At 63.5% G+C, this 13,387-nt stretch carries 11 protein-coding genes and 1 pseudogene; 3 read left to right on the forward strand and 9 right to left on the reverse strand.

Features of this window, described 5'->3' with window-relative positions; translation table 11 throughout:
- Positions 1–268 precede the first annotated feature (268 nt).
- Complete coding sequence (gene aroC / locus ACSQ76_RS02075) at positions 269–1,372, forward strand: chorismate synthase (RefSeq protein WP_437155261.1); 1,104 nt, start codon at positions 269–271, stop codon at positions 1,370–1,372.
- A 122-nt stretch (positions 1,373–1,494) separates the two neighbouring features.
- On the opposite strand, the gene ACSQ76_RS02080 is transcribed toward aroC, so the two are convergent.
- The 5 genes and pseudogenes from ACSQ76_RS02080 to ACSQ76_RS02100 all read right to left on the reverse strand — a co-directional run bounded on the left by ACSQ76_RS02080 (position 1,495) and on the right by ACSQ76_RS02100 (position 6,188).
- Complete coding sequence (locus tag ACSQ76_RS02080) at positions 1,495–2,364, reverse strand: DMT family transporter (protein ID WP_437155262.1); 870 nt, start codon at positions 2,362–2,364, stop codon at positions 1,495–1,497.
- 72 nt (positions 2,365–2,436) lie between these two features.
- Complete coding sequence (locus tag ACSQ76_RS02085) at positions 2,437–2,724, reverse strand: HU family DNA-binding protein (protein ID WP_306129801.1); 288 nt, start codon at positions 2,722–2,724, stop codon at positions 2,437–2,439.
- A 345-nt stretch (positions 2,725–3,069) separates the two neighbouring features.
- Positions 3,070–4,279 (reverse strand): annotated as a pseudogene (gene arsJ / locus ACSQ76_RS02090) (organoarsenical effux MFS transporter ArsJ).
- A gap of 68 nt (positions 4,280–4,347) precedes the next feature.
- Complete coding sequence (locus tag ACSQ76_RS02095) at positions 4,348–5,346, reverse strand: ArsJ-associated glyceraldehyde-3-phosphate dehydrogenase (RefSeq protein WP_437155263.1); 999 nt, start codon at positions 5,344–5,346, stop codon at positions 4,348–4,350.
- On the reverse strand, positions 5,343–6,188 hold the full coding sequence (locus ACSQ76_RS02100; RefSeq protein WP_437155264.1) for a helix-turn-helix domain-containing protein: 846 nt from the start codon (positions 6,186–6,188) through the stop codon (positions 5,343–5,345). The genes ACSQ76_RS02095 and ACSQ76_RS02100 overlap by 4 nt, the downstream gene beginning before the upstream one ends.
- A 98-nt stretch (positions 6,189–6,286) precedes the next feature.
- Here ACSQ76_RS02100 and ACSQ76_RS02105 point away from each other — a divergent pair, with 98 nt between their 5' ends.
- Positions 6,287–7,000 carry a Crp/Fnr family transcriptional regulator gene (locus ACSQ76_RS02105; protein ID WP_437155265.1) on the forward strand — a complete coding sequence of 238 codons (714 nt, stop codon included), beginning with the start codon at positions 6,287–6,289 and terminating at the stop codon, positions 6,998–7,000.
- A gap of 113 nt (positions 7,001–7,113) precedes the next feature.
- Positions 7,114–8,193, forward strand: a complete 1,080-nt coding sequence (locus ACSQ76_RS02110) for an ATP-binding protein (protein WP_437155266.1) — start codon at positions 7,114–7,116, stop codon at positions 8,191–8,193.
- A gap of 103 nt (positions 8,194–8,296) precedes the next feature.
- Here the strand turns inward: ACSQ76_RS02110 and ACSQ76_RS02115 are convergent, their stop codons facing one another.
- The 4 genes from ACSQ76_RS02115 to ACSQ76_RS02130 form a co-directional block, all read right to left on the reverse strand.
- The gene (locus tag ACSQ76_RS02115; RefSeq protein WP_437155267.1) at positions 8,297–9,352 is read right to left on the reverse strand and encodes an acyltransferase family protein; all 1,056 of its coding nucleotides are present in this window, start codon (positions 9,350–9,352) and stop codon (positions 8,297–8,299) included.
- Between the two features lie 276 nt (positions 9,353–9,628).
- Positions 9,629–11,173 carry an alanine/glycine:cation symporter family protein gene (locus tag ACSQ76_RS02120; protein WP_437155268.1) on the reverse strand — a complete coding sequence of 515 codons (1,545 nt, stop codon included), beginning with the start codon at positions 11,171–11,173 and terminating at the stop codon, positions 9,629–9,631.
- A 40-nt stretch (positions 11,174–11,213) separates the two neighbouring features.
- A complete protein-coding gene (locus ACSQ76_RS02125; protein WP_437155269.1) occupies positions 11,214–11,648 on the reverse strand; it encodes a universal stress protein in 435 nt (144 codons plus the stop codon).
- Between the two features lie 203 nt (positions 11,649–11,851).
- The gene (locus tag ACSQ76_RS02130) at positions 11,852–13,336 is read right to left on the reverse strand and encodes an AMP nucleosidase (RefSeq protein ID WP_437155270.1); all 1,485 of its coding nucleotides are present in this window, start codon (positions 13,334–13,336) and stop codon (positions 11,852–11,854) included.
- Positions 13,337–13,387: the final 51 nt, after the last annotated feature.

Consider the following 13,387-nt stretch of genomic DNA (forward strand, 5'->3'; position numbering starts at 1 on the left):
GGGTGTCCGCGGCCAGTTTGCGCAGGAGGGGCCGCAGCTGGGGCGCTTGCGTGTCGGTCATTATCGATGTCTGCCTGTTCTGGGTACGTTTTTCCATCTTTATTCCGGCCTTTGGTCCCGCGAAACCAGCGGAGCGGGATTCGGTCTCGGGCCTTCGAGAGACCAATCGCAAACGCGCGACGTGTCTCCTGCCGGTCGCGGGCCTTCGGCGAATTTGCTTGAGACGGCAGGGGTGCACGGGTAGATCAGGCCGCAAAGGAGAAACGGCATGAGCCTCAATACGTTCGGACATCTGTTTCGCGTCACCACCTGGGGCGAAAGTCACGGGCCCGCCCTGGGCGCGACCGTTGACGGATGTCCGCCGGGCGTTCCGGTGGACGAGGCGTTTCTGCAGCAGTTCCTGGACAAGCGACGCCCGGGGCAGAGCAAGCATACCACGCAGCGCAAGGAACCGGACGCGGTGAAGATCCTGTCGGGGGTGTTCGAAGGGCAGACAACCGGCACGCCGGTGCAGCTTATGATCGAGAACACCGATCAGCGGTCGAAGGATTATGGCGACATCGCCCAGACCTTCCGGCCCGGCCATGCCGACATCACCTATCACCAGAAATACGGTATCCGCGACTATCGCGGCGGCGGGCGCAGTTCCGCCCGCGAGACGGCCGCGCGGGTCGCGGCGGGCGGGCTGGCGCGGGCCGCGCTGGCAGGCCTTGCGCCGGGCCTGGAGGTCAAGGGCTACATGACACGGATGGGGGAGGTGACGATCGACGCCGACCGGATCGACTGGGCCGAGATCGACCGTAATGATTTCTTCCTGCCCGATGCGGGTGCGGTGTCGGTGTGGGAAGAGTACCTGCAAGGCATCCGCAAGGCGCAGAACTCGGTCGGGGCAGAGATCGAAGTGGTGTGTCGCGGGGCGCCCGCGGGGCTGGGCGCGCCGGTATATGGCAAGCTGGACACCGATCTGGCTGCCGCGATGATGAGCATCAATGCCGTCAAGGGCGTCGAGATCGGCGAGGGTATGGCCGCGGCGCGGCTGACGGGCGTCGACAATGCCGACGAGATCTTCATGGGCGCGAACGGCCCGGAATACGGCAGCAACCACGCGGGGGGTATCCTTGGCGGGATCTCCACCGGGCAGGACATCGTGGTGCGCTTTGCCGTGAAGCCCACCAGCTCGATCCTGACGCCGCGCCGGTCGATCCGGATGGATGGCAGCCCGACCGAGGTGGTCACCAAGGGGCGGCACGACCCGTGCGTGGGTATCCGCGCGGTGCCGGTGGCCGAGGCGATGATGGCCTGCGTGATCCTCGATCACCTGCTGTTGCATCGCGGGCAGGTCGGCGACGGACCGCGGGGCGTTATCGGGTAGGTCAATCGTGCGGCTGCGCCGCGCAGGTTTGATTGGGTGAGGGGCTTTGCCCCTCACGTCGAAACGGCGTTTCGACGCTCACCCCAGGATATTTTCGGCCAGAGGAAGAGACGGGCCGGAACTCAGGTTTCTTGCTGGCGCGAGAGTTGCACGGCGAGGATGCCCGCCGTGACCACCAGCACGCCGATTATATCCCAGAACCCTAATGCTTCGTTAAGCACGAGTGCTGCGATGGTGACGCCGAAGAACGGGGTGAGGAAGTGGAAGGTGGCGGCCTTGACCGCGCCGATGCGGTTGACCAGCGCGAACCACACGAGCGTGGCGGCCAGGCCGGGGATCAGCGTGGTGTAGACGAAGGCGGCGATGAAGGGCCAGGACCAGGCGATTTCGAGTGTCTCGGTCGAGAGGCCAACGATGCCGAGCGCGGCGCTGCCGACCAGCATTTGCAGGCCGACGATCATCAGGAAGTTGCCGCCCGAGGTGGCGCCGCGCACCATCAGCGTGGCGAAGGTGAGCGCCACGACACCGCCGATGCAGAGCATGACGCCATAAAGGTCGGCCCCGCCCTGGAGCCGCGTGCCCATGATCAGCGCGACGCCGGCCATGCCCGCGGCGAGGCCGGCAAAGCCCAGGGCGCTGACGCGCTGACCGAGGATCAGCCAGCTGGCGAGGCCGACGAGCAGCGGCATGGAGGATGCGATGATGGCGGCGAGCGAGGCCTCGACCGTTTGCATGGCGACGAAGTTCAGGCCGAGATAAAGCGCGTTCTGGCACAGGCCGAAGATGATCGTCGCCCGCCATTGCGCAGGTGTCAGACGCCAGGACTGGCCCAGGGCGCGGGCGATCAGGACGCCCAGGATGCCCGAGATCAGAAAGCGCAGGGCAAGCGCGCTGACGGGGGGTGCGGCGGCGACGATGATGCGCGCGGAGGTAAAGGCGCTGGACCACATGACGGCAAAGGCCAGCCCCATGAATAACGCACGAAAGTCCATCTTCTACTCGTCCTGAAATGAAAAGGGCCGCCGGTGGGGCGACCCTTTCCGAAACCTGAAAGGATTACAAGGTCAGCCGTTCACGCTGTCCTTGAGGGCCTTGGCGATCGTCATCTTGACGACCTTGTCGGCATCCTTGTGGATCTGCTCGCCGGTGGCGGGGTTGCGCACCATGCGGGCCGGACGCTCGCGGCAGTAGATCTTGCCAACGCCGGGAAGGGTGACGGCGCCGCCGTTCGACACTTCCTTGGTGATGATGTCCACCATGGCATCAAGGGCGCTGGTGGCGGTTTTCTTGTCGCTGCCCATTTCTTCGGCGAGGGCCGCAACGAGCTGGGTTTTGGTCATCGGTTTTGCCATTTTCTGGTCTCCTTCAACTGCCCGTTTCTTGGGCCTCCTGCGCGGGATTTAACTGTATCTTGTAGGCAAACACAACAAATAGTGTCGCGAAACAAGGCCGATTTCTGCGTTTTGGGCCTGTTTTTTTGGGCTTTGCGCCGTTTTACACGAGATTCGGTGGACCACAACGCGCAAATGGCGATCTTGCAAGGGAGGCGGGGAATCGCCAGTCAAACTTGGTTAATGGGGCAAAACGGCCGAAAACCCACGTCGGTATCGCGTCGGTATCCGGGTGGTATTGCGACGGTGCGCGTGTCGCGGTTTACCGGGGTTGACAGGCCGTACGTGGTTAACAGGGGGCTGACGCTACGTGGCCGGGCGTTCCTGGCCCAGGGCCGGATCGAGGCGACCGGACGCCAGGGCCGAGGCTGCGACCATCGCGGTCGCGGTGCCCAGCATCAGGGGCAGGCCGCCCAGCTGGTAGGTGAGGCCCGAGAGCACGGTGCCGGCCAGCCGCCCGCCGGCATTGGCCATGTAGTAGAAGCCCACGTCCATCGTGACGCGCTCGGCCTGCGTGAAGGCGAGGATCAAGTAGGAGTGCAGCGAGGAGTTCACCGCGAAGACGGCGCCGAAGACCAGCAGGCCGGCCACCAGCGTGACGGTCAGCCAGGGCTGTGGGCCGGAAGCCATGAGCGCGGCGACGGTCAGGATGGCGGGAATGGCGGCGAGGGTCCAGGCCCAGCCGCGGGCGGCGGTGACCAGATCGGACTCGGGGCGGGCGGCGGCGCGCAGGAGGCGCGGGGGCGGTGGCCTGCACGGCGCCGTAGAGGATGACCCAGACGGCCATGAACGTGCCGATGAGGAAGAAGGCGGCGCGGTTGCCCTCTTCGGTGCCGTCGGAGAGGACGGCGTAGAAGTAAATCGGGATGCCGACGACGAACCACACGTCGCGCGCGCCGAAGAGAAAGACGCGGGCCGCCGACAGCCAGTTGACGTTCGGGGACTTGGAGAAGACCTCGGAGAACTTGGCGCCTTTGCGGCCCTTGGGCAGGCCGGGGGGCATGGCGAGAAGGACCGCCACGAGGATGAGGGCGAGGATGGCGGCCATGCCGAGCACGGCGCCGGTGAAGCCGATGACTGCCAGGAGGGCCGCGCCGAGCAGAAAGCCCAGACCCTTGACGGCGTTCTTGGAGCCGGTGAGCACGGCGACCCAGCGGAATAGGCCGCCGCCTTTCGTGGGGGCGAGCAGCTTGACCGCGGACTTGGAGGACATCTTGGCGAGATCCTTGGCCGCGCCGCTGGCGCCCTGGACGACCATCACGAAGGCGACCGAGAGGCCGATGGCCCATTCGGGATCGAGCTGGGTGAGGGCCAGGAGGGCCAGCACCTGTATGCCGAGGCCGGCATAGAGGGTGGAGGTCAGGCCGAAGCGGGCGGCGATCCAGCCGGCTGCGAGGTTGGTGACCATGCCGGCGATCTCATACAGGACGAAGAGATAGGCCAGTTGCACGGGCGAAAAGCCCAGCGTGTGAAAGTGCAGCAGCACCAGCATCCGCAACGCCCCGTCGGTGAGCATGAAGGCCCAGTAGGCCGCGGTGACGGCGATATAGGCCGAAAGGCCTTCGGGGCGGGTGGCGGTCTGGCTCACAGCGAGGCGCCGACCATCAGGGCCACGTCGACGAGGCGGTGGGCGTAGCCCATCTCGTTGTCGTACCAGGCGTAGACCTTCACGTGGGTGCCGTTGACGACCATGGTAGAGGGCGCGTCGACGATGCCCGAGCGGGTGTCGTTGGTGTAGTCGGCGGAGACGAGCGGGCGTTCCTCGTAGCCGAGGATATTCTTAAGCGAGCCTTCTGACGCGGCCTTGAAGAAGGTGTTGACCTCTTCGGCGGTGGTTTCGCGCTCGACCTCGAAGACGCAGTCGGTGATCGAGGCGTTCAGCAGCGGCACGCGGACGGCGTGGCCGTTCAGGCGGCCCTTGAGTTCGGGGTAGATCAGCGTGATCGCGGTGGCGCTACCGGTGGTGGTAGGAATGAGCGAGTTGAGCGCCGAGCGGGCGCGGCGCAGGTCCTTGGCGGGACGGTCGACGATGGTTTGCGTGTTGGTGACGTCGTGGATCGTGGTCATGGAGCCGTGCCTGATCCGCAGGTTCTCGTGCATCACCTTGACCACCGGCGCGAGGCAGTTGGTGGTGCAGCTGGCGGCGGTGACGATGCGGTGGCGGGCGGCGTCGTAGATGTCGTGGTTGACGCCCATGACGATGTTGGCGGCGTCGCCGTCCTTGACCGGGGCGGAGACGACCATCTTTTTCACGCCCGCGTCGAAATAGGGGGCGAGCTTGGCCTCGGTCTTGAACACGCCGGTGCAGTCTATGACCACATCGACACCACTCAGCGGTAGCGCCGACAGGTCGCGCGTGCCGATGAAGGGGATGCGGGTGCCGTCGATGGTGACGCTGTCGGCGTCGTGGGCAAACTCGGCGTCCCAGCGGCCATGCACGGTGTCGAATTCCAGAAGATGCGCGTGCATTTCCGCATCGCCCACGGCGTCGTTGATCCAGGCGATCTTCGCGCCGCGCTCCAGCAGCGGTTTCAGGATCAGCTTGCCGATGCGGCCCAGCCCGTTGACGGCGTATGTGGTCATGCGGAGGCTCCTGCATTGGTGCGGCCGATATCGTCCACGGCCTTTTGTAGGGAAATCCGGTCGAGACTGTCGAGTGACAAGCTTGTAAACGCCTTGATGCGGTTCTGGAGCGCGCCGTAAGCCTGTTGGAAGGCGAGCGCCTTTTGCGCGTCGGTGCCTGTCGCTTTCACCGGGTCTGGCATGCCCCAGTGGGCGCTGACGGGCTGGCCGGTCCAGGCCGGGCAATCCTCGTTCGCGGCCTGGTCGCAGACGGTGAAGACGAAATCGAATTGCGGCGCGTCGGGTCCTTGGAAGACCGCGACGTTCTTTGCCTCGAGCACCGAGGTGTCGTGGCCCTTCTGTTGCAGTACGTCGAGCGCGAAGGGGTTGAGTTCGGACCTGGGCTTGGTGCCGGCCGAATAGGCGTTGAAGCGGTTGCCCGCCTCGGCGCGCAGGAGGCATTCGGCAAAGATCGAGCGGGCGGAATTGCCGGTGCAGATGAAGAGCACGTTGTACTTGCGGTCGGTCATTTGGGGAACTCCGAGAAGGGTGTGGAGGGAGGTGGTGGAACAGGCATCGGGGCGGCCGCGGCAGCAGTCGCCGATGAGATAGTCGAGGGTTTGTCGCATCGCTGTCATGTCGACGCTGTAGCGCAGGAAGGTGCCGGTGCGCGTGCGCGTGATCAGCCCCGCCTGCACCAGCGCGTTCACGTAGGTCGAGAGCGTGTTGGGTTTGAGGTCGAGCGCGCGGGCCAGTTCGGTCGCCGGCACGGAATCGGGGTAGCGCCGCATCAAAAGGCGAAAGACCGCCATGCGCTGGGGATGGCCGAGGGTGGCGAGCCGGTGGGGAATCAACGTTTCCATAATTCATGAATTACTGAAATAAAGGATTGTCTGCAAGTCTGTGTTTGCCCGTGGCCCTCTCGCGTGAACGAAACCGGGCCGAGAGGCGTTGCCCCTTCATGGTTTATGGCACGAATAACGGGGTTCTCTGTGCACTGGGTCCCAAGACGCATTACGCGGTGACCGGACAATGCGAGGACGTGACGCTGAAGGCCGGGGCGGTATTGCAGCGCTCGGGCGAGGCAACGCACGCGGTCTATTTTCCCGAAACTGCCGTGGTGTCGGCGATTGCGACCTACAGCGACGGGTCTGGCATCGAGATGGCCAACATGGGGCGCGAGGCGTCGACGGCGGTGAACCTGCTGTTGGGCCAGTCGCACCAGTTGCACACCGACGAGGTGCAGATCGGGGGCGCGGCGCTGCGCCTGCCGGCGGAGCGGTTCTTGAAATTGAAGTCGGACCATGCGGACTTTGAGCGGGTGCTGCTGGCAAGTGCGCAATCGGTGTTCTACCAGGTCATGATCTCGGGTGCGTGCAACGGCACGCATGACGCGCGGCAACGGCTGGCGCGGTGGCTCTTGACGATGGCCGACCGGATCGACGGCGCCGAGATGCGGCTGACCCACGATTTCCTGTCCGAGATGCTGGGTGTCCGGCGCGCGACAGTCACGAAGGCGGCGCAGGATCTTCAGGAAAACGGCCTGATCTCCTACACGCGGGGACGCATCAGGATCACAAACCGGAAAGGGCTGAGGGAGGCGAGTTGCGAATGTTACGACCTTGTTCGGAATGCCAATCGCGCCCTGTTGCCCAATGCCGGTCGAAACGGTTGAATTCCCTTTAATAAGTACGTTACCGTACAGATATTGCAGTTGACCTGCCCTAAGGTTGGACCAACTTCGAAAAGTCATATAATCTGAGCGATTTCGGACCCGGGGGATTGCGCATGAAACCGATGGACGCAAGCATGGATGGTGACGATACAATGAAGAATGCCATTCGGCATTCTCCGTTGTCGATCGTGCTGACGGATCCGCGGATAGAGGACAATCCGATCACCTACGTCAACACCGCCTTCGAGACGCTGACCCTGTTCAGCCGCAGCTATGCGATCGGGCGGAACTGCCGCTTTCTGCAGGGACCGGAGACGGATACGCAGCATGTCGGGCGCATTCGCGACGGCCTGGAATCCGAGAAGGAATTCGAGGTCACGCTGACCAATTACAGGGCCGATGGCTCGGCGTTTCGCAACCAGTTGCTGGTCGCGCCGATTCATGGCGAGGATGGCGAGCTGACGGCCTTTTTCGGGTTGCAGCGGGAGGTGCCCGGCGGCGCCGAGGCGGCGGGAGAGGAGGACTCGATCGGGCTCTTGCGGGAGTTGCAGCACCGGGTCAAGAACCACCTTGCGATGATCGTCAGCATGATCCGCCTCCAGGCGCGGCAGGAGGTCACCGAGGACTCGCTGAAGGCGATCAGCCGGCGGATCGAGGCACTGTCGGTACTCTATGACGAGCTGTTGAGCGGCGGGAGCGAGGGCACCAGCGAGGAGATCGCGGCGGGCGCCTATCTGAGCCGGATCGCCTCGGTCATTTCCAGCCTGGAGCCGCGCGGGGCGGTCCGGGTGAACGTGGAGTGCGACGAGGTCTCGCTGCCGGTGGACCAGGCGGCAAGGCTGGGGCTGCTCTTGTCGGAGTTTCTGACCAACGCGCTTGAACATGCCTTCGAAGGCCGGTCGGCGGGCAGCGTCGAGGTGCGGTTCGCGCGGCGCGACGAGGGCGGGGTGCGTCTGATCGTCGAGGATGACGGCAACGGTTTGCCGGAGGGCAGCAACTGGCCCTTTTCGGCGGCCAGTATCGAGGCGCAGCGGGACCGGGCCGAGCATCACGAGGGCGCGCTGGACACGACCGGCGAAAACGGCAAGCCCGGCGTCGGCGGCAGCATCGTGCAGGCGCTGACACAATCGCTGGAGGCGGATCTGTCGGTCGAGCGTCTGGAACAGGGCACGCGGGTGACGGTCGAGCTGTGACGGGCCGAACCGGCGGCCCGGGTCTCGCGCAGGTTTCGGTGCGCGGCAATTGGTGGCTTGGCCTTTGCATCGTGATCGACAGATCGGTTTTGCGGAAGGGTTCCTACACGCGGGATGCAAAATTCGCGAAATCTGTTGGGCGCACTCGCTGAGATACCCTTATCAAGGATTTATGAAGCTGAACCCCCGCAACGATCATCAAAGCCGTAAGTGCGACGAGTTCCGGCACAAAGAACCCACTCAGGTTAGGCACCCACATCATGAGGATCAATATCGGACAGTGCATGAAAAAGATGATCAGGCTGTGACGGGAGATCCAGTCTATGAGCGGCATCTCCAACTGTTTTGTGCGCTCGAAAAGGGACAGGAACAGCAGCCCGAAAACAACCTTCTGAACCACGAAGAGGTCAACCGAACCCCACCTTTCGCCAAATGACGTCAGGTACACCTGATCCTGTCCGATCTCGGTTTGAATTGCGATTATGCACAGAACCGCAACAAAAAGTGGGAGTTCCTTGTTGCGAAGCCAGTCAAGCAGAACGGGAATGTTCGCGCCGATCATAAGCCCGATCCAAAACACCGGAATATAGTAAACCAAGGATTGGACCGCGCCAAAAAGTACGTACGCGTCCGGCCGATGGATGATTGCCGATACGACAAGTCCGGCAATGACCAGGCCCGTTTGTACGCTGACTTTTTGTCTGCAGAACAGGACGTGCAGCGGAGTGCAGGCCATCAACAGCATAAAAAACGGCACGTACCAGTACGATTGCGCCATACCCCCGTTCAGCATCATCCGAACGAAATGGAAAAGTGCATCTGGTCCCTCGCGAACGCCCTCTGCGAAACCGATGACGACCGCAAGAAACAGGCCCACGGTAAGGTAAAGGCCACTCAGTTCGGCCCACCGACGCCGCAAAATTTCCTGCGTGCCGGTTTTGCCGTCCACAATGCGTGGAATAGCGACTGCCCTGAACAACATGCCAGAGATCAACACAAAAAGCACAGTCGCCGACGAGATGAAAAGGAACGCGGGGTTCAGCAGGTATTGCGCCTGGTTGAGAGCGTACGGATGAAAGGAATGACCAAAAACAACCAACAGCGCGGCGAGGCCTCGCAACCTCGTCACGCTTGTTTGCCTTTGCGTCGGTGTATTCATTCAAGGCCCCTGGTCAGCGTTGAGAGAATACGAGCCATTCATGTCGCTTTGATGATCCGATCGGGGCAACAAAAAGGCGGATATTTCTTTTGCTCGACGCCGACATCCGCCGCGCTTGTTGAGAAGGCCGGGAGCAGGCTTGCACCGGATATTCGCGGCAACGCGAAATGCGAGGGGGCCTCTGTGGCAGCGGCGGCACCCCACGAAAAACCGCCCCCGCAGATCCTGCGAGGGCGGTGTCGTCGGCATGGCGGTCCCTGGCGGGAGCGCAGCGCCTTACTTGTACTTCCTGATCTCGCCCGAGCGCAGGCGCGCGGCGTAGCTTTGCAGCTCGCGCTTGACGATCGGCATCAGGAAGTAGAGGCCCAGCACGTTGACCACCGCCATGGCGAAGATCGCCGCGTCGGAGAAATCGATCACCGGGCCGAGGCTGGCGGCCGCGCCGATCACCACGAAGACGCAGAAGATCAGCTTGAACACCAGTTCTTTCGTCTTGCCCTCGCCAAAGAGGTAGGTCCATGCCTTCAGCCCGTAATAGGACCAGCTGAGCATCGTGGAGAAGGCGAAGAGGATCACGGCCAGCGCCAGGATGTACTTGAACCCGTCGATCGAGGACTGGAACGCCGCCGAGGTGAGCGCGACGCCGGTGTTGTCGCCCACCGTCTGGATCGCGGTGCCGGCCTCGTTCAGTACGAAGAGCCCGGTTTCGGGGTCGGTGATCAGCTGGTCGGTGATGATGATGACCAGCGCCGTCATGGTGCAGACCACGACCGTGTCGATGAAAGGCTCCAGCAGCGAGACGAACCCCTCGGTGATGGGTTCCTTGGTGCGCACGGCCGAGTGGGCGATGGCGGCAGACCCCACGCCCGCCTCGTTCGAAAACGCGGCGCGGCGGAAGCCCTGGATCAGCGCGCCGACCATGCCGCCGGCAACACCGAGGCCCGTGAAGGCGCCCTCGAAGATGCGTCCGAAGGCGGTGCCGATCTGGTCATAGTTCATCAGGATGATGACGAGCGCGGTGCCGACATAGAGGATGCCCATGAAGGGCACGACTTTTTCGGTGACCTTGGCGATGGATTTCAGGCCGCCGACGATCACGGCAAAGACGACCGCGGCCATGACGAGGCCGGTGATCCAGCCGGGATATTCACCGAAAACGTTGGTCAGCTGCGCATGGGCCTGGTTGGCCTGAAACATGTTGCCGCCGCCAAGTGCGCCGAGGATGCAGAAGATCGAGAAGAGAACAGCCAAAATGCCGCCGCCGAAGATGCCGCGTTCCTTGAAACCCTTGGACAGGTAGTACATCGGGCCGCCCGAGACCTTGCCGTCGGGGTATTCGTTGCGGTATTTCACGCCCAGCGTACACTCGGTGAATTTCGACGCCATGCCCATGAGGCCGGCGAGGATCATCCAGAACGTGGCCCCCGGACCGCCGATGCCGATGGCGACCGCGACGCCCGCGATGTTGCCAAGGCCCACCGTGCCCGAAAGCGCCGTGGCGAGCGCCTGGAAGTGGCTGACCTCGCCCGCGTCGTTGGGATCGGAATAGTCGCCCTTCACGAGCGCGATGGAGTGGCCGACCCAGCGGAACTGCACCACGCCGAAATAGATGGTGAAGACGGTGGCGGCGATGACCAGCCAGCCCACGATCCAGGGAAAGTTCGTGCCCGGGAAGTCGGAGAATATCAGGCTGACGAACCAGCCGGTGGAGTTGGCGAAGATCTCGTTGACGCGTTCGTCGACGGATTGCGCCAGGGCCGGAGCGCTGAGCGCCAGCAGGGCGAAGAGCGCCGCCAGGGGCGTCTCGAGTGAATGTTTCATCTGTGTCCCTCGATTTTCTTGTTGAATGCTTGGCGCGTTGTCACGGCACGATGGTGACGGGCACCGGCGCGGCCTGCGCGAGGCTGCCCGCGACAGAGCCGAAGATCCGCGACGACAGCGCGGAATGTCCGGTGCGGCCGATGACGACCTGCTGAGCCTTGTTCTCGTTGATGATCTCGACCAGCGTGTCGGCGATGTGGCCATAGCGCAGGACCGTGGTGGCGGTGATGCCGGCATCGGCGAGCTGCTTCAGAACGGGTTTGAGCAGCGCCTCCTCGGCGCGGGCCAGTTCCTCCTTGCGGCGCATGTGCCGTTCCTCGAGCTCTTCTTTGGTGAGGAAGGAATAGGGCGACCATTCCAGCACGTGAGCAACGATCACCTCGGCACCTTGTGCCTTTGCCATCGTGATGGCGAAGTCGAGAGCCGCCTTGGCGCTTTCACTGTCGTCAAATCCCAGGACCAGTTTTTTTGACATTGTTTTCTCCTGTCGTGTCATTCCGGATCGGAATCCGAGCAGCGTAGACGTAAAACGCGAGTCGGCGCGAGTATTTTCAATCTATGTGGGCAGGGCGGTGCCATTGGGGGCGGGTGGCCGATCATCGTGTTCATTGGGGTGGCAAAGCGCAGGGAGGTCCCGGATCAAGTCCGGGACGGGTGTTCTTCGATGCCCGGTCGAGTCTAGAGGAACGCCGTTTCGTCGAAGCTGCGCAGTTTGCGGCTGTGGATGCGTTCCAGGGGCATGTCGCGGATATGCTCCATCGCGCGGATGCCGATCATCAGGTGGCGGGACACCTGCGTCTTGTAGAAATCGCTGGCCATGCCGGGCAGTTTCAGCTCGCCATGCAGGGGCTTGTCCGACACGCACAGAAGCGTGCCGTAGGGTACACGGAAGCGAAAGCCGTTGGCGGCGATGGTCGCGCTTTCCATGTCGAGCGCGATGGCGCGGGACTGGCTGAGGCGCTGGACCGGGCCGGACTGGTCGCGCAGTTCCCAGTTGCGGTTGTCGAAGCTGGCGACGGTGCCGGTGCGCATGACGCTTTTCAGCGCGTAGCCTTCCAGTTCGGTTTCCGCTGCGACGGCCTTTTCCAGCGCGATCTGCACTTCGGCCAGCGCCGGGATGGGCACCCAGGCGGGCAGGTCGGCATCGAGTACCGCATCCTCGCGCAGGTAGGCATGGGCGAGGACGAAATCGCCCAGCGATTGCGAGTTCCTGAGGCCCGCGCAATGGCCCACCATGATCCAGGCATGAGGGCGCAGGACGGCGATGTGGTCGGTCGCCGTTTTCGCGTTGGAGGGGCCGACGCCGATATTGACCAGGGTGATGCCGCTGCTGTCCTTGCGCTTGAGGTGGTAGGTGGGCATCTGCGGCAGCTTGGAGGTGGGGCGCAGCACCTCGTCGGGGCCGGTGATGGCCGTGTCGCCGGGGCCGATGAAGCTGTCGTAGCCGCTGTCGGGATTGGCGAGCACCTTGCGGGCATAGGCCTCGAACTCGGCCACGTAGAACTGGTAGTTGGTGAAGAGGACGTGGTTCTGGAAATGCTCGGGCGCGGTGGCGGTGTAATGCGCAAGCCGGGCGAGCGAGTAGTCCACGCGCTGCGCCGTGAAGGGGGCGAGCGGCGCGGGGTCCTGCTGCATCACGGTGTAGGTGCCGTTGACGATGTCGTCATTGGTGGTCGACAGATCCGGCACGTCGAAAAAGTCGCGCAGGGTGAAATCGGCCGCGCCCTGTTGAGGCACGGTGATCGCGGGGTCGTTGGCCACCGCGAAATGCACCGGCATGGGTGTGTCGGACAGCTGGATCGTGACCGGCACCTCGTGGTTGTGCAGCAGGAGGCCGATCTGCTGTTCGAGGTAGTTGCGGAACATCCGGGGCCGGGTGACGGTGGTGCTGTAGGTGCCGGGCTCGGCGAGGTGGCCGAAGCTGAGGCGGCTGTCGATCTTGGCATAGCTGGACGTGCTGATGCGGATCTCGGGGTAGTAGGCGCGGATCGCCCGGTCGGGCTGGCCTTCGTGCATGGCGGTCTGGAACGCCTGGCACAGAAACTCCACCGCACCGTCATAGAGCGCGATCAGGTGGTCCACGGCGGCGGCGGCGTCCGAAAATTTTTGCGGCGCGGGGGCCTCGGGGCTGTGATAGCGGCCGAATTCGGCGGTGTGAGCCATGGTGTACCCGATACATTCAACTTTTGCGGGACACGTTGACAGAGCGGGATG

It is taken from the genome of Roseovarius sp. B08, from assembly GCF_051417955.1.
Classification (GTDB): Bacteria; Pseudomonadota; Alphaproteobacteria; order Rhodobacterales; family Rhodobacteraceae; genus Roseovarius.